Annotated in this window: 24 protein-coding genes and 1 tRNA gene; 11 read left to right on the top strand and 14 right to left on the bottom strand. The window is 64.0% G+C overall.

Annotated features, from left to right (window positions below; translation table 11 throughout):
• Positions 1-34: 34 nt before the first annotated feature.
• Positions 35-1,912 carry a monovalent cation:proton antiporter-2 (CPA2) family protein gene (locus tag AC0WR5_RS13050; RefSeq protein ID WP_475863724.1) on the top strand — a complete coding sequence of 626 codons (1,878 nt, stop codon included), beginning with the start codon at positions 35-37 and terminating at the stop codon, positions 1,910-1,912.
• Between the two features lie 19 nt (positions 1,913-1,931).
• Here AC0WR5_RS13050 and cobT read toward each other — a convergent pair whose 3' ends face one another.
• The gene (cobT, locus tag AC0WR5_RS13055; protein WP_475863726.1) at positions 1,932-2,942 is read right to left on the bottom strand and encodes a nicotinate-nucleotide--dimethylbenzimidazole phosphoribosyltransferase; all 1,011 of its coding nucleotides are present in this window, start codon (positions 2,940-2,942) and stop codon (positions 1,932-1,934) included.
• 71 nt (positions 2,943-3,013) lie between these two features.
• On the opposite strand from cobT, the gene cobS reads away from it, so the two are divergent.
• Positions 3,014-3,757: an adenosylcobinamide-GDP ribazoletransferase gene (gene cobS, locus AC0WR5_RS13060; protein ID WP_475863727.1), complete on the top strand. Its 744-nt coding sequence runs from the start codon at positions 3,014-3,016 to the stop codon at positions 3,755-3,757.
• A gap of 72 nt (positions 3,758-3,829) precedes the next feature.
• On the opposite strand, the gene AC0WR5_RS13065 is transcribed toward cobS, so the two are convergent.
• From AC0WR5_RS13065 to AC0WR5_RS13085, 5 genes are all read right to left on the bottom strand, one after another.
• Complete coding sequence (locus AC0WR5_RS13065; RefSeq protein WP_475863729.1) at positions 3,830-4,339, bottom strand: CarD family transcriptional regulator; 510 nt, start codon at positions 4,337-4,339, stop codon at positions 3,830-3,832.
• 237 nt (positions 4,340-4,576) lie between these two features.
• Complete coding sequence (gene fdxA, locus AC0WR5_RS13070; protein WP_475863731.1) at positions 4,577-4,915, bottom strand: ferredoxin FdxA; 339 nt, start codon at positions 4,913-4,915, stop codon at positions 4,577-4,579.
• Between the two features lie 49 nt (positions 4,916-4,964).
• Positions 4,965-5,354, bottom strand: a complete 390-nt coding sequence (locus AC0WR5_RS13075) for an RNA-binding S4 domain-containing protein (protein WP_475863732.1) — start codon at positions 5,352-5,354, stop codon at positions 4,965-4,967.
• A gap of 2 nt (positions 5,355-5,356) precedes the next feature.
• On the bottom strand, positions 5,357-8,236 hold the full coding sequence (locus AC0WR5_RS13080) for a helicase-related protein (RefSeq protein ID WP_475863733.1): 2,880 nt from the start codon (positions 8,234-8,236) through the stop codon (positions 5,357-5,359).
• Between the two features lie 29 nt (positions 8,237-8,265).
• Positions 8,266-8,751 (bottom strand): tetratricopeptide repeat protein, encoded by a 486-nt coding sequence (locus tag AC0WR5_RS13085; RefSeq protein WP_475863735.1) that lies wholly within the window; start codon positions 8,749-8,751, stop codon positions 8,266-8,268.
• A 165-nt stretch (positions 8,752-8,916) separates the two neighbouring features.
• Between AC0WR5_RS13085 and AC0WR5_RS13090 the strand changes: the two genes are divergently transcribed.
• From AC0WR5_RS13090 to AC0WR5_RS13110, 5 genes are all read left to right on the top strand, one after another.
• On the top strand, positions 8,917-9,213 hold the full coding sequence (locus AC0WR5_RS13090; protein WP_475863736.1) for an SCP2 sterol-binding domain-containing protein: 297 nt from the start codon (positions 8,917-8,919) through the stop codon (positions 9,211-9,213).
• Positions 9,214-9,289: 76 nt separating this feature from the next.
• On the top strand, positions 9,290-10,261 hold the full coding sequence (locus AC0WR5_RS13095) for an alpha/beta fold hydrolase (protein WP_475863737.1): 972 nt from the start codon (positions 9,290-9,292) through the stop codon (positions 10,259-10,261).
• Positions 10,262-10,405: 144 nt separating this feature from the next.
• Positions 10,406-12,241, top strand: a complete 1,836-nt coding sequence (locus AC0WR5_RS13100) for a M3 family oligoendopeptidase (RefSeq protein WP_475863739.1) — start codon at positions 10,406-10,408, stop codon at positions 12,239-12,241.
• A 3-nt stretch (positions 12,242-12,244) separates the two neighbouring features.
• A complete protein-coding gene (locus AC0WR5_RS13105) occupies positions 12,245-12,538 on the top strand; it encodes a hypothetical protein (protein WP_475863741.1) in 294 nt (97 codons plus the stop codon).
• Positions 12,539-12,616: 78 nt separating this feature from the next.
• Positions 12,617-13,795 carry a dipeptidase gene (locus AC0WR5_RS13110; RefSeq protein ID WP_475863742.1) on the top strand — a complete coding sequence of 393 codons (1,179 nt, stop codon included), beginning with the start codon at positions 12,617-12,619 and terminating at the stop codon, positions 13,793-13,795.
• A 79-nt stretch (positions 13,796-13,874) separates the two neighbouring features.
• Here the strand turns inward: AC0WR5_RS13110 and rpoH are convergent, their stop codons facing one another.
• Both rpoH and AC0WR5_RS13120 read right to left on the bottom strand, forming a co-directional pair.
• Positions 13,875-14,771, bottom strand: coding sequence for an RNA polymerase sigma factor RpoH (rpoH, locus tag AC0WR5_RS13115; RefSeq protein WP_475863744.1), 897 nt, complete (start codon positions 14,769-14,771; stop codon positions 13,875-13,877).
• A gap of 470 nt (positions 14,772-15,241) precedes the next feature.
• A complete protein-coding gene (locus AC0WR5_RS13120) occupies positions 15,242-16,285 on the bottom strand; it encodes an RluA family pseudouridine synthase (protein WP_475863745.1) in 1,044 nt (347 codons plus the stop codon).
• 31 nt (positions 16,286-16,316) lie between these two features.
• On the opposite strand from AC0WR5_RS13120, the gene AC0WR5_RS13125 reads away from it, so the two are divergent.
• Positions 16,317-16,625 carry a DUF6476 family protein gene (locus AC0WR5_RS13125; RefSeq protein WP_475863746.1) on the top strand — a complete coding sequence of 103 codons (309 nt, stop codon included), beginning with the start codon at positions 16,317-16,319 and terminating at the stop codon, positions 16,623-16,625.
• A gap of 179 nt (positions 16,626-16,804) precedes the next feature.
• Positions 16,805-17,824 (top strand): alpha/beta fold hydrolase, encoded by a 1,020-nt coding sequence (locus AC0WR5_RS13130; protein ID WP_475863748.1) that lies wholly within the window; start codon positions 16,805-16,807, stop codon positions 17,822-17,824.
• Positions 17,825-17,890: 66 nt separating this feature from the next.
• Here the strand turns inward: AC0WR5_RS13130 and AC0WR5_RS13135 are convergent, their stop codons facing one another.
• Both AC0WR5_RS13135 and AC0WR5_RS13140 read right to left on the bottom strand, forming a co-directional pair.
• Positions 17,891-18,718 carry an alpha/beta fold hydrolase gene (locus AC0WR5_RS13135; RefSeq protein WP_475863750.1) on the bottom strand — a complete coding sequence of 276 codons (828 nt, stop codon included), beginning with the start codon at positions 18,716-18,718 and terminating at the stop codon, positions 17,891-17,893.
• 189 nt (positions 18,719-18,907) lie between these two features.
• A tRNA-His gene (locus AC0WR5_RS13140) sits at positions 18,908-18,984 on the bottom strand.
• Positions 18,985-19,227: 243 nt separating this feature from the next.
• Here AC0WR5_RS13140 and AC0WR5_RS13145 point away from each other — a divergent pair.
• Positions 19,228-19,461 (top strand): DUF6324 family protein, encoded by a 234-nt coding sequence (locus AC0WR5_RS13145; protein ID WP_475863752.1) that lies wholly within the window; start codon positions 19,228-19,230, stop codon positions 19,459-19,461.
• Positions 19,462-19,523: 62 nt separating this feature from the next.
• Here AC0WR5_RS13145 and AC0WR5_RS13150 read toward each other — a convergent pair whose 3' ends face one another.
• Positions 19,524-19,979 carry an MmcB family DNA repair protein gene (locus AC0WR5_RS13150; protein ID WP_475863753.1) on the bottom strand — a complete coding sequence of 152 codons (456 nt, stop codon included), beginning with the start codon at positions 19,977-19,979 and terminating at the stop codon, positions 19,524-19,526.
• 425 nt (positions 19,980-20,404) lie between these two features.
• Positions 20,405-20,773 (bottom strand): hypothetical protein, encoded by a 369-nt coding sequence (locus tag AC0WR5_RS13155; RefSeq protein ID WP_475863756.1) that lies wholly within the window; start codon positions 20,771-20,773, stop codon positions 20,405-20,407.
• Positions 20,774-21,267: 494 nt separating this feature from the next.
• Here AC0WR5_RS13155 and AC0WR5_RS13160 point away from each other — a divergent pair, with 494 nt between their 5' ends.
• Positions 21,268-23,106, top strand: a complete 1,839-nt coding sequence (locus AC0WR5_RS13160) for an autotransporter domain-containing protein (protein ID WP_475863758.1) — start codon at positions 21,268-21,270, stop codon at positions 23,104-23,106.
• 128 nt (positions 23,107-23,234) lie between these two features.
• Here AC0WR5_RS13160 and nusB read toward each other — a convergent pair whose 3' ends face one another.
• Together nusB and AC0WR5_RS13170 are read right to left on the bottom strand one after the other, a co-directional pair.
• Positions 23,235-23,732 (bottom strand): transcription antitermination factor NusB, encoded by a 498-nt coding sequence (nusB, locus tag AC0WR5_RS13165; RefSeq protein WP_475863760.1) that lies wholly within the window; start codon positions 23,730-23,732, stop codon positions 23,235-23,237.
• A 28-nt stretch (positions 23,733-23,760) separates the two neighbouring features.
• Positions 23,761-24,303: a 6,7-dimethyl-8-ribityllumazine synthase gene (locus AC0WR5_RS13170; RefSeq protein ID WP_475863761.1), complete on the bottom strand. Its 543-nt coding sequence runs from the start codon at positions 24,301-24,303 to the stop codon at positions 23,761-23,763.
• Positions 24,304-24,305 lie beyond the last annotated feature (2 nt).

Genomic DNA, 24,305 nt, shown 5'->3' on the forward strand with positions numbered 1-24,305 from the left:
TGTCTTCGTCCGGAGGTCACGCCAAGGAGACGAGATGGAAGGTTTTCTGTACCAGGCCACGATTTACCTGACCGCAGCCGTGATTGCCGTGCCAATCGCCGCGCGGCTCGGTCTGGGATCTGTCCTGGGATATCTGGCGGCAGGCATCGTCATCGGCCCGATCCTCCACCTGGTTGGTCACGAGACCCATTCACTGCAGCACTTTGCCGAATTCGGCGTCGTCATGATGCTCTTTCTCATCGGGCTGGAGCTTGAACCCCGTGCGCTGTGGGGAATGCGGCACAAGCTGATCGGGCTGGGTGGATTGCAGGTTGTGATCACGATGCTGGCGGTCATGGGCGCGGGCATGTTTTTCGGCCTGACCTGGACCGCGGCCCTTGCCGTCGGCATGATCCTGTCGCTGTCGTCTACGGCCATCGTGCTGCAGACCCTATCCGAAAAGGGCCTTACGCAGACACAGGGCGGGCGCTCGGCCTTCGCGGTCCTTCTGACGCAGGACATCGCCGTGATCCCGATGATTGCCTTCATGCCGCTCCTGGCGGGGACAGCGATCGTGGCCACGACCGGCACGACCGAGAGTGCTTCGGCAATACCCACGCCGGAGGCCGCATCCGAGGCGATGTCCCTGGTACAGGGGCTGCCCGGATGGGGGGTCACGCTTGTTACCCTGGGGGCCGTTGCAGTGGTGATCCTTGCGGGGATCTACCTGGTTGGTCCCATCTTCCGCTTCATTCACTCTGCCCGGCTTCCCGAAATGTACACGGCCCTGGCGCTGACGATCGTGATCGGGATTGCCTCCCTCATGTACATGGTCGGCCTCTCGCCGGCTCTCGGCACCTTCCTCGCTGGTGTCGTACTCGCCAACAGCGAGTTTCGCCACGAGCTGGAGAGCGACATCCAGCCTTTCAAGGGCCTCTTGCTCGGCCTCTTCTTCATAACCGTCGGGGCCGGGATCGACTTCTCCATTTTCCTGACGGCCCCCATGGTGATCATAGGCATCGCCTGCGGCGTCATGGCACTCAAAGGGCTGATCCTTTTCGTGCTCGGCCGAATCTTCAAACTGCGAGACCGCAACCTGATACTCTTCACCCTCGGGTTGGCGCAGGCAGGGGAATTCGGCTTTGTCCTGATTTCCTTCTCGAACCAGCTTCGGGTTCTGCCGGCCGGTCTGTCGGACAAGATCCTGCTCGCCATCACCCTGACGATGCTGCTGACACCACTCTTCTTCATCCTGTACGAGGTCATCTCGAAACGGATGGGAGATGCAACAACACCTGCAGAGCCCGAGGATTTCGAAGACGACGGGCCGGTGATCATCGCGGGGATCGGCCGTTTCGGTCAGATCGTGAACCGATTGGTGCAAAGTTCGGGTTTCAAGACCGTTGTCCTCGACCACGACATGGAAACAATCGAAGTGATGCGGCGCTTTGGCTTCAAGGGCTACTTCGGCGACCCCACCCGTCCAGACATCCTCCATGCCGCAGGCCTGGAAAAGGCGCGTGTGCTCGTGGCTGCCCTCGACAACCCAGAATCCGTGACCAAGCTCGTGACCTATGCGCGAGCCCAGCGGCCGGACCTGCATATCATCGCGCGCGCCTATGACCGCACCCATGTCTACAAGCTCTACCGGGCAGGTGCGGATGACATCGTACGCGAAACCTTCGACAGCTCTCTGCGCGCAGGCCGCTATGTTCTGGAAAACATAGGGCTGACGGAATTCGAGGCATCGGAGGCGGAGAAGATATTCTTCCAGCACGACCGGATGACGGTTCGGGAATTGGCGGAACTGTGGAATCCGGACATGCCGACCAGCCGCAATGCAGAGTACATCGAACGCTCCAAGGAACTGGAAAAGGACCTCGAAACAGCGCTTCTTGCGCGGCGTTCAACCTCGGAGGATGACGCAGCCTGACCGGCTGCGTCGCATTTTTTCACGCCTCGGACACGCCCGCCTCGGCAAAGCTGGACATGCCCGAATGGCAGGCGATGGCCCCTTTTAACAAGTTGATGGCAAGTGCTGCCCCGGAGCCTTCCCCGAGACGCAGACCAAGGGATACGAGAGGCGCCTTGTCGAGACGCGACAGGAGCGCAGGATGCGCGCCCTCGGCGCTGCAATGACCTGCAATCGTGTGATCGAGGGCCCCCGGAACATCGCGTTGCAGGCAGGCGGCCGCCGCACAACAAATGTAGCCATCGAGAATGACCGGGATTCCCTCGACACGGGCGCGGGCAATGGCGCCCGCCATGGCGGCAATCTCGCGTCCCCCCAGGCAGCGAAGGATCTCCATGCCGCTCTCTGCGCGGTGCAAGGCGACCGCCTGAGAAACGACAGTAGCCTTCAGGGCCACGCCCTTCTCGTCAAGGCCTGTTCCGCGACCGGCCCAATCTGCGGCTTCGCCGCCGTAGAGCGCATGAGAGATCGCAGCCGCAGAGGTTGTATTGCCGATCCCCATCTCGCCTGTAACAAGCAAATCACAGTCGCCGGCAACCGAAGTCCAGCCGACGTTCAGGGCCTGCAGCAGTTCCTCTTCGGTCATTGCCGGTGCCTCGCAGAAGTCGCGGGTCGGACGCTCGAGCTCGAGCTCGACGATGTCCATTCGCGCGCCAGCCAACTTGGCCAGCTGATTCACGGCCGCGCCACCGGCCCGGAAATTCGCGACCATCTGCACTGTCACTTCGGCTGGATAAGCCGAAATCCCGCGCGCAGTCACACCGTGGTTACCCGCAAAGATCACCACTTGGGGTGCGAGGATCTCGGGTTTTGCATCACCCCGCCAGCCCGCGTACCAGATCGCCAGATCCTCCAGCCGGCCGAGCGCCCCCGCAGGCTTGGTCAGCATGGCATTGCGTTCCTCTGCGCCCGCGATGGCGCCGGCATCCGGGGCGGGCGCGCCGGCCAGGGCGGCAAGAAAGGCATCGAGTGTGGGAAGACCGTCAGACATGGCTGGTTCCATTGCAATTCGTTGGTGCCCCGTGTCTAACGACCGCAGGAGACGGGAGTAAACCGGAAATCATGACACCTCGCCAAGCCTGGAACGACCTGCTCTCGGCTCTCGGATTGCTGAGCCGCCTGCCCCTGCCCCGACACGATGCGCGCGGTGCCCAAGCCGCTTGGGCCTATCCCCTTGCCGGCAGCGTCATCGGCACGTTGAGCGGACTTGCAGGCCTTGTCGGAATGTGGCTCGGACTGCCGCCGACGCTGGCCGCTATTCCGGTGGTAGTGACGTCAGTCATGGTCACAGGGGCGCTGCACCAGGATGGTCTTGCGGACTTGGCAGATGGTTTCTGGGGCGGCCACGACCGTCTGAGGCGCCTGGACATCATGAAGGACAGCAGGATCGGCGCCTTCGGCGTTCTCGCGCTTGTGCTTGCGGTCCTGGCGCAGTGGGCTGCACTGGGCACTCTTCTTGCACAGCCAGGCGCCTGGGCGGCAATCCTGGGCGCCGCAACGCTTTCACGTGCCATCATGCCAGTTCTCATGGCAGTTCTGCCCAACGCGCGTGACAACGGCCTCTCACGGGCGGTGGGCCATGTCGATGTGCTCACTGCCGCGGCGGCGATGGGCATCGGGATCGGCGCCGCGCTCGTCTGTTTCGGGCCGACAGCCGGCATCTGGGCAACGATCCTGAGCATAATCGTGGCGATGCTTATCGGGCGCCTGGCCCTACGCAAGATCGGCGGACAAACCGGCGATGTCCTCGGGGCGAGCCAACAGGTGGCGGAGATCGTGATTCTTTTCAGCCTTGCGGCCATTTAGAAACAAGTCGCGGACAAGAAAAAGGGCCGCGGCATCGCCACGACCCTTTTACTGTTAAGCCAGCGGCCGTGATCAGGCGGCGCGACCGACCAGCACTTCGTCGACCTGCTTGGCAGCGGCAACCTCATCCCCACCGGAGACGGCAGCCACTTCGCGCGTCAGGCGCTCCAGGGCCGCTTCATATAGCTGACGCTCGGAATAGCTCTGTTCGCGCTGATCGTCGTTGCGGTGCAGGTCACGCACGACCTCGGCAATTGCGATCAGGTCACCCGAGTTGATCTTTTGCTCATATTCCTGGGCGCGACGGGACCACATCGCCCGCTTGACCTTGGCCTTGCCCTTCAGGGTCGTCATCGCCTTGGAAACCACGTCGGGCGTCGAAAGGGACCGCATGCCGATCTCGGTCGCCTTGTGTGTCGGCACACGAAGAGTCATCTTGTCCTTCTCAAAGGAGATCACGAACAGCTCCAGCGGGATGCCCGCGATTTCCTGTTGTTCGATGGAGACGATCTGACCCACGCCATGGGCCGGATAGACCACGTAATCGTTCGGGCGAAACTCGGTTTTCTTCGATTTGGTCATACAGGTTCTTCCTCAGATACCCACACATCAGAGGGCACGAAAGCGTCCGGCGCCGACCGGCGGCACCAAACGCGAAACTCTCTCTCGTCAGATACAGGTCCGGCAGTCAGCAGCGCCCGCGAACCAAGAATGGGTACTCGTTGTCATGTGTAACAACGAGTCATACCATAGAATCGGCATTCCTCCAAGGGCCCCCTCGCGAGATCCCTTGCCAGATCGTCCGGTAAGCGGCTGCCCTCAGCCGCCTTCGCCGGGTGCCTCGCTGAAGTACTTCTCCAGCTTGCCCTCTTCGCCATCACGATCGTCCGCCTCGGGCATCGGATCCTTCTTGGTAATGATCACCGGCCAGAGTTCCGCGTACTTGCGGTTGAACTCGACCCATTTCTCCATGTCCGGCTCCGTGTCCGGACGGATGGCATCTGCCGGGCATTCAGGCTCGCAGACACCGCAGTCGATGCATTCGTCGGGATGAATCACCAGCGTGTTCTCGCCCTCGTAAAAGCAATCCACGGGACAGACTTCGACACAATCCGTGAATTTGCAGGCGATACAATTTTCGGTGACAACGTAAGTCATGGCGTACTCTCAGGCTCGGACAGTGGCCTAGCTAGACCAGCGCGCGGGATCATTCAAGCGCCCCACGTCGATCAAGATCGAGTTTCCTCCGGTCCCGCTTCGTGGGACGAGAATTGCCTTCGATACGGGCAATCGGTGGAACGGGTTTCTCCTGAGTTTCCGGTGGCGAGAGGTCCTCGTAGAGGGCCTGTGCCTCGGGCGCGGGGCCCCTGCGGGTTCCCAAGGCGAGGATGCGCACCACTCGCACAGAATGGCCCTGCGGAAAGGTGAGAACGTCACCGGGCGACACATTGGCCGAAGCCTTTGCCGCCCGGTTGCCGTTGATCCGCAGATGCCCGCCCGTCACGCAACCGGCGGCGAGGCTGCGGCTCTTGAAAAAGCGCGCATACCACAACCACTTGTCGACGCGCAGACGCGTATCGGCAGAAGCCTCGGACAAGATCAGCTCTTGTCCTTGAGCCCCATCAGCGCCGCGGCAAAGGGGTTATCGGGATCGATGCGATCTTTGCCCTTCTTGCTGGGCGGAGAGGCTTCGAAAGTCTTCGCCTTGTTGTTGCGCGGGCCCTTGGCGTTGCCGCCCTGCTTGCCGCGCGGCTTGCCACCCGCAGGGGCACTGCCCCCCTTGCCCTTGGCACGATCACCACGGGGTTGCTGACCTCCGCGGGCACGTTGGCCCTCTCTGTTCTGGCGGGCGGCGCGTCCGCCCCAAGTGAAGGTAAAGAAGACCTCCATCTCGGCTTCGGCGCCCGCTTCGGCAACAGGCTCTTCCGCGACCTCAGCCACGGGCTCTTCGAGCTGAGGTTCCGACGTGGTCTCAGCCGGCGCTTCCGCGACGGGTTCGGAGGCTGCGGGCGTTCCCTCGGCACTTGCCTCGGTAGTTGCCTCTCCAGGAGCAGCTTCGGAGGAAGGTGCTTCTGCAGAAACCTCGGTCGCAGGTGCGGGTTTCACCTTTGCCCGCTCGCCTTTTTCGGCCTTGTAACCAAGGCCCTGCATCAGGTCAGCGAACTGCTCAAGCGTCATGCCAGTGATCGAGAGCATGTCCGCCTTGGCCTCGAAGCCGCCACGGCTGTCTTCCGGCCGCAGCATGTCTGCAAGACGCTCAAGCATATCGATACGGATGGCACGCTCGCCGGCCGCGCGGTACCCGGCCATGGCATAATAGCCCTGCGGCAGGTCCTTCTGCGCGGGCACGGTAACCAATCCAGGAGGCGGTGCCTCGGGGAATTCGTCGAGACCACGGGCCAACGACCAGAGCACCAGACGCAGACGTGTCGGCGCGGGCTTCAGCAGCAGTGGCATGAAGATCGTGTACTGGCCAAACCGGACGCCATGCTTGCGCAGCGCGCCACGGGCATCCTGGTCCAGCGCCTTGACCTCATCGGCCACCTCACCACGCGGCAGGATGCCGAGCGCCTCGACCATGCGGAAGGCAAAGCCGCGCGCCAGCCCGCTCAGGGCCTCGTCGCGGCCAAGGTTCAGCAGAGGTTCGAAAAGCGCGGCAACCTTGCGATCGATGAAGTGCTGCAGACGGCGCTGCACCTTCTGGGCCACGTCCGGGCCGGCTTCGTCATCGACAAAGGCCACGACCTGCGGCTTCATCGGCTCGGAACCCGGGACAAGCTTGCCCACCGCCTGGTCGCCCCACATCAGGCCACCCTGCTCGGTAAAGTCGATCTCTGTATCGGGCGCGTTATAGAAACGGTCCGCCCTCAGGTTGAAATGGGGGACAAGCGCCTGGATGCTGGCCTGGCGAATGGTCTTCGCCTCCTGCCCCGTTGCGTCCTTATCCTGACGGAACCGGAAACCTTCCAGCCGCCCCACGAATTCGCCTTCGACGGTCACTTCGCCGGTTTCACTCACTTCGGCCAAGAGGGCCTCCTTCTGCTTGAGCCGCCGCAGCAGAACACTGGTGCGCCGGTCCACAAATCTCTGGGTCAACCGCGCATGCAGCGCGTCTGACAATCGGTCTTCTACAGCGCGAGTCTCGTCACGCCAATGACTTTCGTCGTTTACCCAGCCATTGCGCTGCGCAACATATGTCCAGGTGCGGATGAAGGCGAGACGTTTCGACAGCGCGTCGATGTCGCCATCGGTCCGGTCGATGCGCCTGACCTGCCCCGCCAACCAGTCGTCGGGCACCCTGCCCTTTTCATGCAGGAAACCGAAGATCCGGGTCAGCAGCCCCGCGTGTTCATTATGACTGATACCGCGAAAATCGGGAATGCGGCAAACATCCCAGAGCAGCCGGACCGAGGCAGGATCGCTCGCACGTGCCTGAACATCGGCCTCGCGTGCCATGGATTTCAGCGCGGCAAGGTCGTCCGACTCCCGCGCACGGATCAGGCGTTCGTCCTTTGGAGAGAGTTCGAGGGAATGAATCAAAGGATCGATTCCCCCGAAATTGAGCTGAGGATTGCGCCACTGAAGCTTGCGGATCGGCGTGAAGCGATGCTCGGTAATAGCTTCGACCACCTCGGGATGAAGGGGCGATGCCTCGCCCGTCACACCGAAGGTGCCATCGGACATGCCTCGCCCTGCACGCCCTGCGATCTGGGCCAGCTCGTTGGGCGCCAGCGGGCGCATCCGGCGGCCGTCGAACTTGCTGAGGGCGGAGAAGGCAACATGGTTCACGTCGAGGTTCAGGCCCATGCCGATGGCATCGGTGGCCACCAGGTAATCGACATCCCCATTCTGGTAGAGATCCACCTGAGCATTGCGCGTACGGGGGCTGAGCGCGCCCATGACCACTGCGGCGCCGCCCTTCTGACGGCGGATAAGTTCCGCCATTGCATAGATATTATCGACCGAAAAGCCGACGATGGCAGATCGCGACGGCATCCGCGAGATCTTGCGCGAACCGGCATAGCTCAGCTGGGACATCCGGTCGCGCCGCACGAACTGGGCCCCGGGCACAAGATCCGCGATGACGCCACGCATCGTGTCGGACCCGAGAAAGAGCGTCTCGTTCAGCCCTCGTGACCGCAGCAGCCGGTCGGTAAAGACATGGCCGCGCTCGGGGTCTGCACAGAGCTGAATCTCGTCAACCGCGAGGAAGTCGCAGCCCATGCCATCGGGCATCGCCTCGACCGTGCAGACCCAGTACTGGGTGCGCGGTGGCACGATCCGTTCCTCTCCAGTGACGAGCGCCACGACAGAGGGGCCGCGGACGGCGACGATGCGGTCGTAAACCTCGCGTGCCAAAAGGCGTAGCGGCAGGCCGATGATGCCGGTACGATGCCCCAGCATACGTTCGATCGCGTAATGGGTCTTGCCCGTATTGGTCGGTCCGAGAACCGCCGTAATCCTGCCTTGCGCGGACATTTTCTGCCCTCCCGCGTGTTACTGCGGTGTCAGATATCGCTGCCAGAGACGAGAGCTTCAAGCCGATCACGCCCATCGGCGGCAGGTTTATACGCAGGGTAGACCTTCAGAACGGCCTCGTAGCCATCGTAGGCCGAATCTATCAGCCCCGTCTGTTCAAGCACCAGGGCCAGGCCATAGACGGCCTCGAAATTCCTTGGATTAAGCGCCAGGGCATGTTGCAGATCCGCCATGGCCATGCCGAATTCCTCTTGCAGGAAAAAGGCCTGAGCCCGCATGTGCCAGCCTTCAGCGAAGTCGGGCGCATGGTCGGTCAGCGCGGAAAGATGACCGATCGCGGCGGTCAGATCACCCGCCTCAATCGCGTCACGCCCCTGCCGCAGCAGCAGATCCATGGTAGGCGACCCGCTGCGCGACCAGATCAGGTCGAGCTCGCGCGCGATCTTGTGGCCATCGGCCTCGTCCGCGTCCTTGAGCTGTTGCATCAGCATGTCGACCGATTCGTCCGCCGCCATGCCCTGTGCCGCCCCCTGAACCGGGGCCAGCAGACATGACGCAGCGAAACATGCCGCGACAAGTGATTTGAGATATGATTTTTCAGCGCCCATAACGACAGTGAGTGTATCCCGAGTCAGCGGGAAATATAGAGCCGATTACTTAAAATTGAAGGAAAGCCCCAAATGAGTGACGTGATTTCGGCAGCCGTGGCTGCTCTGAACGGAAAACTGGGCGGCGAAGGCGTGGATGGCACCGTCAAGTTCGTGATCGAGGGCGAAGGCGAGATCATCGTGGACGGCAACGGCGCCCGCGCCGCCAAAGGCGATGAAGAGGCAGAAGTGACCCTCTCAGCCGACAAGGATACCTTCGAGGACATCCTTTCGGGAGATCTTAACCCGACCTCTGCCTTCATGACCGGCAAGCTGAGCGTTGACGGCGACATGGGCAAGGCCATGTCTCTGGGGGCAGCCCTAAGCTGATACCTTCCGCCTGGCCGCCGGAGGGGCGGCCGGGCGCCGCAGGATGTCAGGAATACCGGAACGGCAGGAGTTCACGATGGAAACCGCACCGCTTTTTTCCGAGGTTGCCGAGGGCCCCGCTGGGGGCCGAGCCCACTGGCTGCGCTGCCCTGACGGGGTGCGCATCAGGGTGGGTGTCTGGCCGCTCGAAGGGGCGAAGGGCACCGTCCTGCTGTTTCCTGGACGCACCGAGTACATCGAGAAATATGGCCGGGCGGCGGCCGACCTGGCTGCGCGCGGCTATCAGACGGTCACCGTCGACTGGCGCGGACAGGGCCTTGCCGACCGGGTGGCCGAGAATGCCGCCCTGGGCCACGTGGGACGGTTCCTGGACTATCAGACCGACGTCGAAACTCTGCTGGCAGCCCTGCCGGATCTAGGCGTGGACCGCAGCCTGCCGCTCTTTCTGCTGGCCCATTCCATGGGCGGCGCCATTGGTCTGAGGGCGCTGCACCGGGGCATTCCGGTGGCCGCGGCAGCCTTTACCGCGCCGATGTGGGGGATCGAGCTGTCCGCCGCGCTACGCCCGGTGGCATGGGTGCTCAGCAGCGCCGCTGGCGTGCTGGGCATGCACCAGTCGCCCGCCCCCGGCACCAGCCCGGAAATATATGTTCTGCAGGAGCTTTTCCCGGCCAACAAGCTGACGAACGACGAAGAGATGTACGAGTACATGCGCCGGCATGCCACGGCGCACCCCGAACTTCTGATCGGCGGGCCGACTCTCGGCTGGCTGAACGGCGCGCTGCGCGAGATGCTGACGCTGGCCCGCATGCCCTCGCCCGACGTGCCCACCGTCACCTTCCTAGGCGATCAGGAGGGCATCGTCTCGCCCCAGCGGATTCGCGACCGCATGGCGGCCTGGCCCAACGGGAGGCTGGAAGTCGTGCCCGGTGCCCGGCACGAGGTGATGATGGAGAGTGCAGCGATCCGCGCGCATACATTCGATACCTGCGCCGCGCATTACGCAGCCCATGCCACATCGCCCGCTGAAGGGCTGCAAAGCGCGTGAAATCTGGCCCCTGCGGCCATTCCGCCCTTTTCAATCCACCGTGATAACCGCCATGCTGGCACCAGCCTTTTGGTGCCGGCCCTTGCTGGATTGGGCCCCGCGGCCTATGTCGAAGATCCGGTACGAATTCCCTGAGGAGGTCCCATGCGATCCAATTTCCTGCCCCTGCCCTTCCCCGTCTGGGACGCCAATGCCACCGCCGAAGACGGCACGCCCCTGGGCAAGCTGCCGGACTGGGACCTGAGCGACCTCTATTCCGCCCCGGATGCCCCCGAGCTGAAGCGCGACCTCGACTGGCTGGAAGAGGCCTGCCGCAGCTTTGCGGAGGATTACGAGGGCAAGCTGGAAGGCCTCGACAGCGAGGAATTCCTGAACTGCGTCAAGAGAGATGAGCGAATCCAGTCGGTGGCTGGGCGCATCATGTCCTATGCCGGGCTGCGCTACTACCAGCAGACCACCGCGGGCGACCGGGTAAAGTTCATGTCCGACATGCAGGACAAGATCACCACCTATACCACGCCGCTGGTCTTCTTCACGCTGGAGCTGAACCGCCTGCCCGATGGCCATCTGGATGCGCTCTATGCCGAGAATGCCGAGCTGGCGCGGTACAAGCCCGTCTTCGACCGGGTCCGCGCAATGAAGCCCTACCAGCTGTCGGACGAGCTTGAGAAATTCCTGCACGACATGGGCGTGGTGGGCGACGCCTGGGAAAAGCTATTTGACGAAACCATTGCCGGGCTTCGCTTTTTCGTCGATGGCGATGAGCTGAACATAGAGAGCACGCTGACCCTGCTGACGGACCACGACCGTGGCAAGCGCGAGGCCGCGGCCCGCGAGATCGCCGATGTGCTGGGCGACAACATCCGCACCTTTGCCAGGGTTCACAACACCCAGGCCAAGGAAAAGGAAGTGGTCGACCGCTGGCGCGGCATGCCGAACCCGCAGATGGGCCGGCACCTGTCGAACCACGTCGAACCCGAGGTGGTCGAGGCGCTGCGCAACGCGGTTGTCGCGGCCTATCCGCGCCTGTCGCATCGCTATTACGAGCTGAAGCGCAAGTGGCTCGGCCTCGACCGGATGCAGGTCTGGGACCGCAACGCGCCGCTGCCCAGCGAAGACAAGCGCATCGTTGGCTGGGATCAGGCAAAAGACACGGTGATGGGCGCCTATGCGGGCTTTTCGCCGAAAATGGCTGAAATCGCTCAACCTTTCTTCGACAAGGGCTGGATCGACGCGGCCGTGAAACCGGGCAAGGCGCCCGGGGCATTCGCCCACCCCACGGTGACGGACGTGCACCCCTACGTAATGCTGAACTACCTTGGCAAACCGCGGGACGTCATGACGCTGGCCCATGAACTGGGGCATGGCGTGCACCAGGTACTGGCCGCTGGCCAGGGCGAGATGCTGTCCTCTACCCCCCTGACCCTAGCCGAAACCGCCAGTGTTTTCGGCGAGATGCTGACCTTCCGCGCGATGCTGGAGAAGGCCGATACCAAGGAACAGCGCAAGACCATGCTGGCCGGCAAGGTCGAGGACATGATCAACACGGTCGTGCGCCAGATCGCCTTTTACGATTTCGAGTGCAAGCTGCACGAAGCGCGCCGCGGTGGCGAGTTGACGCCGGAGGACATCAACGCCCTGTGGATGTCGGTGCAGGCCGAGAGCCTCGGGCCGTCATTCGACTTCATGGAGGGTTACGAGACCTACTGGGCCTATATCCCCCATTTCGTGCATTCTCCTTTCTACGTCTATGCTTACGCCTTCGGTGACGGGTTGGTGAACGCGCTCTACGCGGTCTATGAAGATCAGCCCGAGGGATTCCAGGAGAAGTATTTCGAAATGCTGAAGGCCGGCGGATCGAAGCACCACAAGGAGCTGCTGGCGCCCTTCGGGCTCGATGCCAGCGACCCCGCCTTCTGGGACAAGGGCCTGTCGATGATCGAAGGGTTCATCGATGAGCTAGAAGCGATGGAGGACTGATCCTTGGCCGAGGCGGAGCCCCAGAAACCAAGCTATGGCTGGAAGACGAAGCTGCGGCGCATGATGGTCAAGGTGCGCCGTTCGCTGCCGCCGGGCACCCGCCTGCCGGTCGGTATCCTGCTGGTTATCTTCGGTTTTCTTGGGTTCCTGCCGATCCTCGGCTTCTGGATGATCCCTCTTGGCGTGGCCATCGCCATGATGGACGTGAAGACGATCCGCGAGTGGCGCGAGCGCCGGCGCGCGGATCGCGCCGCGCGCACGGCGGCGCCTGATGACACCCCGTCAACCGATCCGTAACGCGACGTTTCCATAGCGCTCTCCGGTTGCGTTCGTAGGGTTAAGCATATCCTGACGACGCTGGAGGAGAGTTGTCGCATGACACTGCTGAGAAACGTATTTCTGGCCGTTCTGATCCTCGCCGCGCTTGCCGTGGCGGGGATTTTTCTGTTTGCGCCCGGCATCGTCGGCAAGGCGCAAAATCCGGTTGCGGATCATGCACCTTACCCGGTTTCGGAGGCGGCGCAGGAGCTGCATGACGGCCTGCTGATCGGCGACTGGCACGCCGATCCGCTGCTGTGGAAGCGCGACCTGACCAAACGCGGCAGCTATGGCATGGTGGACTTCCCGCGGATGCGGGACGGCAACGCCGGGCTGCAGGTCTTTACCGCCGTCACCAAGAGCCCGAAGGGCCAGAATTACGAGGCCAATTCCACCGAGGCCGCCGACAATATCACCCTGCTGGCGATGATCTCGGCCTGGCCATTGCGGACCTGGGGCAACCTGACGGAACGGGCGCTCTACCAGGCTGAAAAACTGCATGATTTCGCCGAGAAGGACGGCAATGTGACCGTCATCCTGAACCGGCAGGACCTGGACGCGGTGCTGGCCGCCCGCAGCGCTGGAGAGGAGCGCATCGGTGCCGTTCTTGGCATCGAGGGGGCGCATCCCCTGGAGGGCGATATCGCCAATCTAGACCGGCTGGAGGCGGCGGGCTATCGGCTCGTGGCGCTGCAGCACTTCTTCGACAATGCGCTCGGAGGCTCTCTGCATGGCGAATCGAACGCCGGGCTTACGGAGTTTGGCCGCGACGTGGTCGAGGAGGCCGTGGCGCGAAACATGGTGCTCGACGTCGCCCATTCCAGCCCCGCCGTCGTCGAGGATGTACTTGAAATGACGGATATTCCCCTTGTGCTGAGCCATGGCGGGCTGAACAGTTACTGCGACGTCCACCGCAATGTGCCCGATGCGCTCGCCCTGCGCATTGCCGAGACCGGCGGCGTGGTGGGCATGGGCTTCTGGGGCGATGTGACCTGTGGCGACGCGAGCCCGCAGAACGTGGCCGCGATGATCGCTGCCGCCGTGGCGGTGCTCGGCGAGGACCATGTCTCCCTGGGCTCGGATTTCGACGGCTCGGTCGCAACCACCTTCGACATCTCGGAGCTGCCGGCCCTGACCCAGGCGCTGATGGACGAGGGGCTGGGCGAGGCGCAGATCGCGAAGGTCATGGGCGGCAACATGGTGCGCGTACTGCGCGCGCGGTTGCCCGAGAGCTGACGCCGACAACCGCGCATTCGAAAAGGCCCCCGCCAGAGATGGCGGGGGCCTTTTGCGTTTCAGTTCAGCGCATTGCGCCTCAGACGGCGGCAAGCATGCCGCGTTCCTCGGCCAGTTCGCGCATGCGTTTCTGCAGCTTTTCGAACGCCCGCACCTCGATCTGGCGGATCCGTTCGCGGCTGACACCGTAGATCTCGGAGAGATCCTCGAGCGTGACGGTTTCCTCGGCCAGGCGACGCTGGGTCAGGATGTCCTTCTCGCGGTCGTTCAGCACGTCCATGGCCTGGGCCAGCATCTCGCGGCGGGCGGTCAGCTCGTCGCGTTCCTCGTAGTCGGTCGCCTGGTCGGCGTCCTCGTCCTCGAGCCAGTCCTGCCATTGCATGGCGCTGTCGGCATCAGAGCCCACGGTGGCGTTCAGCGAGGCATCGCCACCCGACATCCGCCGGTTCATCGAGGTCACCTCGTCCTCGGTCACGCCGAGATCATTGGCGATCTGCTTGACGTGTTCCGGACGCAGGTCGCCCTCTTCGAGCGCACCGATGCGGGCCTTGGCCTTGCGCAGGTTGAAGAAGAGCTTCTTCTGCGCGGAGGTGGTTCCCAGCTTCACCAGCGACCAGGACCGCAGGATGTATTCCTGGATCGAGGCGCGGATCCACCACATGGCGTAAGTGGCGAGACGGAAACCCTTTTCCGGGTCGAAGCGCTTGACCGCCTGCATCAGGCCGACATTCGCCTCGGAGATCACCTCGGCCTGGGGCAGGCCGTAGCCGCGATAGCCCATGGCGATCTTGGCCGCGAGACGCAGATGCGAGGTGACCAGCTTGTGCGCCGCCTCGGTGTCCTGATCCTCCACCCAGCGCTTGGCGAGCATGTATTCCTGCTCCGGTTCAAGCATGGGGAACTTGCGGATTTCCTGCATGTACCGGTTCAGACCGCCTTCGGGAGTCGGTGCCGGAAGATTTGCATAATTACTCAAGCTACTGTCCTTCCCCTGTTTTTCTGCCCCATGTAAATGGGATTAACATTCACATAGGCGTGCCGGTCCGTCGCTTCAAGGTCCTGACACAGGTTCATTAACGTGGAGTTTACGGTTTTCCGACGCGGATGGGCAAAGATTTCAAAAGTCTCACGCCGGTTTGTTGACCCAGTGAAGTAAACCCGACGGTTCAGTCCCGCAAGCAGCCAGTATGTGCAAACGCGCACACCCAGGGCGCAATGCAGAGCCATGCCAGCAATGATGCAAGGACATATCACCACAAAGGCGAGGGTATCAGGACAAAACGTTTCGCGTTCGGTCCTGATGCCCCCCTGCCGAACAAGGCCCGAAACGGCGATTTCAGGGGCATCAGACCTTTTTCACCCGATTGCGGGTCCGATCCCCTGCCCTGTCGTGCGAGGCACACCGACGACCGCGGCGAGGAGGATGTTCCGCCTCGCCGCGCCCGGTCAGAACGGTGTTTCGGAGCCGCCCGGCAGCGTGGCGATCAGCGCCTGCATGTCTTCGGGCAACGGGGCCTCGAAACGCAGCTCTTCGCCGGTCACCGGATGGGTGAGGCCGAGCAGCGCGGCATGGAGGGCCTGGCGCGGAAAGGAATCAACGGCCGCCGCCGCCACGGGCCCCAGCGCCCTCGCCGAGGCCTTGCGCCGGCCGCCATAGGTGGGATCGCCGACGAGCGCGTGGCCGGCATGGGCCATGTGCACGCGAATCTGGTGGGTGCGGCCGGTCTCAAGCCGGCACTCGATCAGCGCCACGGCCGGCGGTGTGCCGAAGCTCTGGAGCGTGCGGGCGCGGGTGACGGCATGGCGACCGCCGTCGAAGGTGACGGCCTGCTTCTGACGATCGGTGCGGTGACGGCCAAGCTGGGTCTGCAGCTTGAGCACGCCGCCCGGTTCGAAGGAGGCGCCCTTGACGCCGCGCAGGCGCGGATCGGCGGGGTTGGGCACGCCGTGGCAGAGCGCGAGATAGGCGCGCTCGGCGGTATGGGCCTCGAACTGGGCGGCAAGGCCGTGGTGGGCGCGGTCGCTCTTGGCCACCACCAGCAGGCCGGAGGTGTCCTTGTCGATCCGGTGCACGATGCCGGGGCGCTTCTCGCCGCCGACACCGGAGAGGGTGTCGCCGCAATGGCCCAGCAGCGCGTTGACGAGCGTGCCCGTGGGCGAGCCGGGCGCGGGATGGACGACCATGCCGGCGGGCTTGTTGATGATGATCAGGTCCTCGTCCTCGAAGACGATGTCGAGGGGGATCTGCTCAGCCAGGGTCTCGACCTCGGCGGCCTGCGGCACGGCGATCTCGATCAGGTCGCCCTCGGCCACCTTTGCCTTGGGGTCGGAGAGCACCTCTCCGCCGCGGGTGACCTGGCCATCGGCGATCAGCCGGGCGAGGCGGGTGCGCGACAGCGCGGCCTCCTCTGGCACATCGCGGGAAAGCGCCTTATCAAGGCGGGCGGGCGGATCGGCCGAGATCCGGACAAGAAGGGAATGATCGCTCATGCAGCGCAACTCGGGGTCTGAGGGGACGGAATTGGACGGGGCAGAACCGGCCAACCTGCGGCTGCTGCGGCGCCTCGTCACCGCCCTGATGGTGGTGATGATCCTCGGGCTGATAACCCTCGTGGGACTGATTGTCATCCGTTTTGCGAAATCGCCGGACCTGACGCTGCCCACGGGGATCACCCTGCCCGAGGGCGTGACTGCCGAGGCCTATACCGTCGGGCGCGGCTGGTACGCCGTGGTGACCGGCGACAACCACATCCTGGTCTACGACAGCACCGATGGCACGCTGCTGCAGGACATCGCCGTGAAGACGGGCGAAGCTGCCACCGGCGAGTGAAACCCATGCCGCGGCATGGCCCCGCGCCATGGCGGGCCCACCGGCAGGCATCGCCCGCGCAGGATCTGCGCCAATGAACCAGGTGGTTAATTCCCCATTGACCGAATGTACCATCCGGTTAACAGTTCCTGCATTGTGCGTATCGAGGAGGATGCGCACATTCTAGGGAGGAACTTTTTATGCCCGGTTTCAAACGAACCGTCATGGCCTTGGCCATGCCCATCGTCCTGCCCATTGCCCTGGCCGCCCCGGTGGCAGGCATTGCGCAGACACTGCCCGACTACCCGACCGCAGACGCACCGCCCCCGGGCGATGCCTTTCCGGCGCAGATCACCGAGTTTTCGGAGGGCGTGACCGCCACGGCCGACGTGATCTACAAGGTCGAGAACGGGTTCCGGCCGCTGACCATGGACATCTATCGCCAGACCGATGTCGCCGAACCGAGACCGCTGGTGCTCTATATCCACGGTGGGGGCTGGCAGAGCAGCCACAAGCGCGCTGCCGGCGTCTTTACAGATTTCCCCGGGGTGCTGGCAGACCTGGCAAGCCATGGCTATGTCACCGCCTCGGCCGAGTACCGGCTGAGCGGCGAGGCGCCCTTTCCGGCGGCGGAATACGACGTGAAGGCGGCGATCCGCTATCTGCGCGCCCATGCAGACGACTACGGCATCGACCCCGAGCGCATCGCGATCTGGGGCAGCTCTGCCGGCGGGCACCTTGCCTCGCTGGCGGCGGTGACCTGCGACGGCGCCGGGCTTGCGCCCTATGCCGCGGAACAGGCGGAGGTATCCGACTGCGTGAACGCGGCGGCGATCTGGTACGGGGTCTTCGACTTTGCCCATGGTGACGCGGCGCCCAGGGCCTCGCTCGACCGCGGCGTGGTGAACCGGTTCCTGGGCTGCGATCCGGGCGCCTGCCCGGACTACCTGATCGAGGCCTCGGGCCCGATCTACAACGTCGACAAGGACGACCCGGCCTTCCTGCTGGTGCATGGCGAGCAGGACCGCATCGTGCCGGTGACGCAATCGCGCGCGATGGAAGCCAGGCTGAAGGAGGCCGGCGTACCGGTGGAAACGATGTACGTGCCCGGCGTCGATCACAGCCTGGTGGCGGAAGATCCGGAGCAGACACGGCAAGCGGCGCTGGAGGCCGTGGCGCGGACCTTCCGGTTCTTCGACGAACAGCTGCAGGGCCACTGAGCCCCCACCCTCGCCTCATCATGAACGGCCCCCGTCAGATTGCGGGGGCCGTTGTCATGCGGGGGGCTATTCGGCTCCGGCGGCAAGGCTCTCGAGGAACTCGCGCAAGACCGGATCGAAACGCTCGGGCGCCTCCCAGAAGGGCGCATGTCCCAGGCCTTCGAGCAGCAGCACCTCGCCCCATAGGTTCTCGTAGGGCAGCCCGGCGATGAAGGCATTGTTGACGAAGGCGTCCTCGGCCCCGTTGACCACGGCGAGCGGCACCGGACTCCGGACCGCGGTCTGCTGCTGGTCGACATGGGCCGCCTCGGCAAGCTTGGCGATCATGGTGGAGCGGGCGCGGCCATCGGTGCGCTTGACGGCATCGAGCAGGAAATCCTCGAAGGGGGCATTGTCGCCGCAGGTCGAGCGACCATAGGCCATGGCCTCCTCCTCGGTGAACTCCTCCTTGCCCGTCAGGTGCATGTGCGGGCTGGGCACGAAGCCCTCGGCCATGCCCTCCGGCGTCGAGGCGATGGGCGGGGTACCGGTGATCATCAGCCCGGTCAGCCCGGCGTCGCGCGCCATCATCTCGATCCCGATATGGCCGCCAAGGGACCAGCCGAAGACGGCATAATCCTCGTAGCCGAGCGCCCGCATCACCTCCATCGCGGCACCGGCATAGCCGGTCAGGCAATAGCTGAGATCGGGATCGCCGGCATCCTCGGAGGCGCCGTGACCGGGCAGATCCATCGCCACCAGGCGGAAGCTCTCGCCCAGGGGGCCCTCCATCTGGTTGCGAAACACCTCCTTGCAGGAGGAATTGCCATGGATCATCAGCACCACGGGCCCCTCGCCCGCGCTCTCGCTCACCGCGATCCGGCCGTGGCTTGTCTCGACAATCTTGTCCGTCATTCGATCATCTCCGCTTGTCTTGCCGCGTCATCATCGCGACGGCGGGCCACCGCGCAAGACGGCACGACGCCCGGGCAGGCCTTGAAGAGCCGGACAGGCGAATGCGCCACGCAGATGATCAATCACGCAGCGCCGAAAATATGCAGGATGTCGGTGATGTCCACGACCCGCTGCCCTGCAGGGGGTTCATGGTACCGCCTCCCCGGTTTGAACGGGGGACCTCTGGATCCACAATCCAGCGCTCTAACCAACTGAGCTAAGGCGGCACGTTGGGGGGTGGATTACAGAGACCCGCGGATGATTGCAAGAGGCTGATGTCGGAAAAATGTGCTCTGCCCCGGGGTATTTTCCGCCCCCCCCGCAGACGCCCACCGCAGGGGCCCCTTGCCGCGGAAGAAAGCAGCCCGCACGGCGCGGCAGGCGCCCTGCAGGCGCGCGGGCCGAGGGGCGAAGACTTGCCAAAGCCCTGCCGGCATTGTAGCCACCGCTGATCAATCCCGGAGGATGACATGGGCATCGACACCGAACGCGACATCGAGGCGAATCTGCAGATCGGCCCCACCGACAAGGGCATGGTCCGGCTCTTCATCGAGGCCGAAGGCGGCATCGAGATCCCGATGGATTTCGAACCCGAAGAGGCTCTCGAGATCGCGGAAGAAATCCGTGCAGCGGCTCAGGCCGCCACCGAAATGGGCCGCAGCAAGGGCCCGTCCAAGGGCGGCAAGCCGCGCAACCGCCGCTGAATCCGGTCGGAGGCCTCTGCAGCCTGGAGCCGCGGCTTGAAGACGGGGCCTAAAGACGGGGCCTAAAGACGAGGATCGCGCAGTGCCTGCAGGCGCCGCGCCGAATCCCGAGCGATCTTGCGCGTCAGCACAGCGCGCCGCGCCCCCGCCAGCTTCTGCGCCTCCGGCATGCGGATGATTTCTCCGCCATAGGCATCGGCGATGATCAGCCCGCTCTCCTCGGGCAGCAGTTCCAGCGGGAAATCCTGGTCCACCGCCCAGAAGAAGCGGTCGCACCAGTCGAGATAGCCCTGCCACTTGCCGTCCGACATGAAATCGGCACGACTCGACTTGCATTCCACCACCCAGAGCTCGCCCCGGGGCCCGACGCCCATGACATCGACGCGCTTGCCGCGCTCGGGCACGAATTCCTCGAGACATGCGAAATCATGGCTGGCGAGCAGACGGCAGACACCCCGGGCCAAAAGCTGGCCGGGCTGGGGCACGGCGGGATCGGGCGTGAGCGTGGTGACGGGCATGGCCGCATTGTGAACATTGCGCGAACAAAGGCAAGCCCCGCCCGGGCGCGGCGGCGCAGCCCTCCTGCACTTCGTCTTTCCACAGATACTCCGGGAAAGCTGCCGCAGGCAGACGGGGCCAGAGCCCCCCCTGCCCTGCGCCGGAACCAGCATCAGGACCGGACGAAAAGGCAACTCCCGCGGCCGGATCCGTCACGGCGCTCACCGCCCTTTACAGAGCCGCCGTCCACATGCCGCGAAAAATTCGCGACAGATCCCCCTTGCCGGCGCAGGCCCGAAGGCCTAATTGGGTCGAAGGCGGGTGCTGCCCTTCTCGTGAACGGTTACATTCCGGTGGCCTTAAGCAACTCCGAGGGAGCTGGCTCTGTCCGGACCGTGGTCCGGTTACCTGGCGCCCACCTGATCATCAGGTCCTCGGGAATGCGTCAACCAAACGGCTGCGTGCGGGCCCGCCGCCTTTTCGCTTCCACATCTTCCTGACGGTCAGGCCCGTTGCCCGCCCCTGCGGGGCGCGCCATGGCGGGTTGCGGCGCCAGCTTAAGCGGCGCGCGCGTGCCGCCACCCGGACCGCCCTTCTCGCGCATGCCCATGATCGTCACGGCGAATTGCACCCCACCAAAGACGATGCCGTTGAAGAAGAAGACCAGGAAGGCCCCGAGCAGCCCGTCGGAGGACGACATCACGAGACGCTTGAGCCCCGCGACATCGAAATAGATCAGCCCGACGGTAAAGACCGCCGAGATCGCGAAACCGATCGCGATCTGGGTGATGTAGAGCCGGACGAGTTTGGGCATGACAGCCTCCGCGTGCAGATTCTCTCACATAAGCCTAGCGGAATATGAGGGAAAATCCACATCATATCGAATCAATTTGCGCGCCTCGGCTGTGCCACGACGTCGCAATCGGCGGCGATATGACAAGACTTTCCGCCTCGGACCGGCAGATTTCCGCTCCTGTCGTCCGGACAGGGGGCCATCGAAGCGTTGCGGCGCCTGACACCGCGGCCCATCGAGACTGGCTCTGCTTTTTCACCGAGATTGCAGATGGTTAATGATGACGAAAAAGTGAGCCTGAAACACCAATTTTTCTGAATATTAGCGCCATCACCACGACGAGATCCAAAGCTCCTGGCGCAGGACGCGGGTGACGGATTGCACGTCTCGACAGTTTTTATTGCGTGCCAAGGCGGCCCGAAGCAGATTTTCGGCACCGGCTAGTCACAATTTTGCCGGACCATATTTCCCTAGTTTTCCGAGTCCCCAACCGTTCAGTCAGGTTCGTTCAAGAAATGTTCATTTTTCAAGGCAAGGCCCCTTTCGGGGCCCGGCTGGTTGCATCCGCTGCCTGCCTTCTCACCCCCTTCCCCGCCCTCGCAGCCTCCTATGCCGACATCATATTCCTGGTCGATGAATCCGGGTCGATGTCGACGGAGCAGGCCTTTCTGCCCTCTTTCGCCTCGACCGTTGAAACGTCCCTGGCTGCCTCCGGCTTCACCGCCTCGTTCGGACTGACCGGCTATGGCAGCGGCGTCAGCGGCGAAAACCTGGGCATTGCCTTCGATCTCGACGGCGACCTGCTCGGCGATGCGCTCTCCTTTGGCGCCGCCGCGGCGAGCCTGCGCATCAGCGGTAGCGTCGAGGACGGCTATTCCGCGATCTCCTATGCGCTGAGCACCTACAGCTTCACGCCTGGCGCCTCGGTCACGCTGGTGCTTGTCACCGACGAGGACCGCGACAACGAGGACCCCTCGCTCGATTATGCCTCGATCCTGGCCGATCTGCAGGCCCGCGGCATCTCCCTGGTGACCGTGACCACGGCCGAGATCACGGCGACTACCGGCAGCAGCGGCGTCGCGACCGATGGCACGAACGTGCTGGTGCTGCAGTCGGACGGCACCGTCACCTCGGAAGCACTGGCCAATGTCACCAGCACCGCCGGCAACACCGAGGCCGACTACATCGACCTGGCGCTGGCCACCACGGCCGGCTGTGTAGCCGATCTCGACTACCTTCGCAGTGGTGGCGATGAGGCGACCGCCTTTGCCGAGGCCTTTGCAGACTGCGTGATCGCAGCTGCCGTCGCCCCCACTCCCTCTGGTGGCACCGCGGGCGACAGCGATCTGTTCCTGAACGTGCTGCGTGACGTGCAGCAGGTCATGGTGGTACGCCATGGCAAGGTCGTTGCCCGCTTCAGCCCCGGCGACAGCGGCTCTGCCATGGTGGTGTCGGCCGCCCAGGCGTCGGACGCCACCATGAATTTTGCCGAGGATGCCTGGGGCGTTAAGGGCCTGAATGTCTACCTGACCGGCAGCTACACCTTCGGCACCTACGACACGACGGATTACAACACCGGCTTCGACTTCGACGGCGGCAGCGGCACGGTCGGCATCGATTATACCCTGCCGAACACCACGTCTCTCGGTACGGTCCGCGTGGGGGCCGCGCTGAGCTATGGCTCGATCAGCGCCGACGTGAAGGACGGCTACGATTCCACGTTGACCACCGATGCGATCATCGGATCGGTCTACACCACCTTCCAGCAGACGAACGGGCTTCACGGGCGTTTCGACGTGACCTATGGCAGCTTCGACTACAGCCAGGTGCGCGATCCCGACGGCGCGACGGGCGGCCCCTTTGCCGCCAGCCCCGGTGGCGAGACCTGGCAAGTGAGCATGGAACTGGGCAAGGAACTGCCCCCCTATGCCATGGGTCCCGGCACCACCGCAGTGATCGATCCCTTCGTGGGCCTCGTCTATCAGAGCCGGTCGATCGACGGGTTCCAGGAGAGCAATGGCGGCGTGCAGGTGGCCTCTTTCAGCGACGAGAGCCTGTCGCCGGTGATCGGCATCCGCGGCACGATCCGCGCGGTCAGGCCGACGGGCACCACCTTCGGCTTTGCCGAGGTCTCCTATGCCCATGACTTCAAGAGCGACGATTTCGCGGTGGCTATCGACGGCGGCGCGAGCAGCGAGTTGATCGAGGGACCGCAGCCCGACGCGCTGAGCGCGCGGCTGGCCCTGGGCGCCGAACTGAACAACGGGCTGACCGCCCTGCTGGAATACCAGGGCGACTTTACCCGCAAGAGCCGGGCGCATTCCATCGGTGCTTCGCTGAACTTTACCTTCTGAGGCAACCGCAGCCCGATCCTGAAAGTGCCGCGTCCGGGCCGCAGCCCGGACGCCTACGCTCACAGAAAAAGGCGCCGCGGAGGCCCACGGCGCCTTTTTCAGGTGTCCTGCTGTCCAGGTCCCGGTCCTCAGAAGGCCTCGGGCTTGGCTTCGCGGGCCATGTGGTCGAGCACGGCGTTGACGAAGCTGGGTTCCTTGCCTTCGGGAAAGAAGGCGCGGGCCACGTCGACGTATTCCGAGATCACCACCTTGGGCGGGGCCTCGCCCTCGACCAGCTCGGCACCTGCAGCGCGGAAGAGCGCCCGCAACACCGAGTCGATCCGGCCCAGCGGCCATTTGGCGACCAGCGCGCGGTCTGTCATCTGGTCGATCCTGCTCTGCCAGTTCTGCGCATCGCGGAGCGTCTTGCGGAAGAGCGTCACGTCGCCCTCCTGCATCTCGCCCTCTTCGTACTCGGCACCGAAGCGGTGATCCTCGAATTCGACGATGGCACGTTCCACCGACTGCCCCGCGGCTTCCATCTGGAACAGCGCCTGCACGGCATAGAGCCGGGAGGCAGAGCGCATCTTGCGCTTCTGGTTGCCCGAGAGGGGGGCGGGCTGCGGGGTCTGTGCGTCTTCGCTCATCGGTCGGTGGCCTATCTGACAGCTTGGCTCAGGCGGTGGTGTCGCCACCGGCCAGGCGATATTCCTCGGACGCGGGGCGGAATCCCACGCCGCTTTTCGGAGCGCCCCATTTGCGCGAAAGCGCGAGAAGATGCAAGGCCGCAGCTGCAGCCCCTGCACCCTTGTTCTGATCATCGACGTTGGCGCGCACCAGCGCCTGTTCGCGGTTCTCGACGGTCAGGATGCCATTGCCGATCGGATAGCCCTGCAGGCCCAGCAGCGTGAGCGCACGCGAGCTGTCGTTGCAGACGGTCTCGTAATGGGTGGTCTCGCCGCGGATGACACAGCCGAGGGCGACATAGGCATCGTAGTTCGACATCCGCCCGGCCATGGAGATGGCACTCGCGATCTCGAGCGCGCCGGGCACCTCGATCAGCTCGTGCTCGACGCCCCAGGCCTCGGCCTCGGCCTTCGCGCCCGCGATCAGCTGGTCAGCGATGTCGCGGTAATAGGGCGCCACGACGATCAGCAGCTTGGCGGGCTTGTCGAAGCTGCCACGCTCCATCGTGTAATGCTGTTCGGATGCAGCCATGT

The organism is Pseudooceanicola sp. DL12 (genome assembly GCF_056270665.1).

Excerpts from the sequence above, each read along its gene's own strand:
- nusB (WP_475863760.1), bottom strand. The coding sequence starts at position 23,732 with ATGAGCGAAGACGCACAGACCCCGCAGCCCGCCCCCCTCTCGGGCAAC.
- AC0WR5_RS13160 (WP_475863758.1), top strand. The coding sequence starts at position 21,268 with ATGTTCATTTTTCAAGGCAAGGCCCCTTTCGGGGCCCGGCTGGTTGCA.
- AC0WR5_RS13155 (WP_475863756.1), bottom strand. The coding sequence starts at position 20,773 with ATGCCCAAACTCGTCCGGCTCTACATCACCCAGATCGCGATCGGTTTC.
- cobT (WP_475863726.1), bottom strand. The coding sequence starts at position 2,942 with ATGTCTGACGGTCTTCCCACACTCGATGCCTTTCTTGCCGCCCTGGCC.
- AC0WR5_RS13095 (WP_475863737.1), top strand. The coding sequence starts at position 9,290 with ATGGAAACCGCACCGCTTTTTTCCGAGGTTGCCGAGGGCCCCGCTGGG.
- AC0WR5_RS13085 (WP_475863735.1), bottom strand. The coding sequence starts at position 8,751 with ATGGCGGCGGACGAATCGGTCGACATGCTGATGCAACAGCTCAAGGAC.
- cobS (WP_475863727.1), top strand. The coding sequence starts at position 3,014 with ATGACACCTCGCCAAGCCTGGAACGACCTGCTCTCGGCTCTCGGATTG.
- AC0WR5_RS13145 (WP_475863752.1), top strand. The coding sequence starts at position 19,228 with ATGGGCATCGACACCGAACGCGACATCGAGGCGAATCTGCAGATCGGC.
- fdxA (WP_475863731.1), bottom strand. The coding sequence starts at position 4,915 with ATGACTTACGTTGTCACCGAAAATTGTATCGCCTGCAAATTCACGGAT.
- AC0WR5_RS13050 (WP_475863724.1), top strand. The coding sequence starts at position 35 with ATGGAAGGTTTTCTGTACCAGGCCACGATTTACCTGACCGCAGCCGTG.
- AC0WR5_RS13130 (WP_475863748.1), top strand. The coding sequence starts at position 16,805 with ATGCCCGGTTTCAAACGAACCGTCATGGCCTTGGCCATGCCCATCGTC.
- AC0WR5_RS13120 (WP_475863745.1), bottom strand. The coding sequence starts at position 16,285 with ATGAGCGATCATTCCCTTCTTGTCCGGATCTCGGCCGATCCGCCCGCC.
- AC0WR5_RS13065 (WP_475863729.1), bottom strand. The coding sequence starts at position 4,339 with ATGACCAAATCGAAGAAAACCGAGTTTCGCCCGAACGATTACGTGGTC.
- AC0WR5_RS13080 (WP_475863733.1), bottom strand. The coding sequence starts at position 8,236 with ATGTCCGCGCAAGGCAGGATTACGGCGGTTCTCGGACCGACCAATACG.
- AC0WR5_RS13150 (WP_475863753.1), bottom strand. The coding sequence starts at position 19,979 with ATGCCCGTCACCACGCTCACGCCCGATCCCGCCGTGCCCCAGCCCGGC.
- AC0WR5_RS13135 (WP_475863750.1), bottom strand. The coding sequence starts at position 18,718 with ATGACGGACAAGATTGTCGAGACAAGCCACGGCCGGATCGCGGTGAGC.
- AC0WR5_RS13100 (WP_475863739.1), top strand. The coding sequence starts at position 10,406 with ATGCGATCCAATTTCCTGCCCCTGCCCTTCCCCGTCTGGGACGCCAAT.
- AC0WR5_RS13090 (WP_475863736.1), top strand. The coding sequence starts at position 8,917 with ATGAGTGACGTGATTTCGGCAGCCGTGGCTGCTCTGAACGGAAAACTG.
- AC0WR5_RS13110 (WP_475863742.1), top strand. The coding sequence starts at position 12,617 with ATGACACTGCTGAGAAACGTATTTCTGGCCGTTCTGATCCTCGCCGCG.
- AC0WR5_RS13170 (WP_475863761.1), bottom strand. The coding sequence starts at position 24,303 with ATGGCTGCATCCGAACAGCATTACACGATGGAGCGTGGCAGCTTCGAC.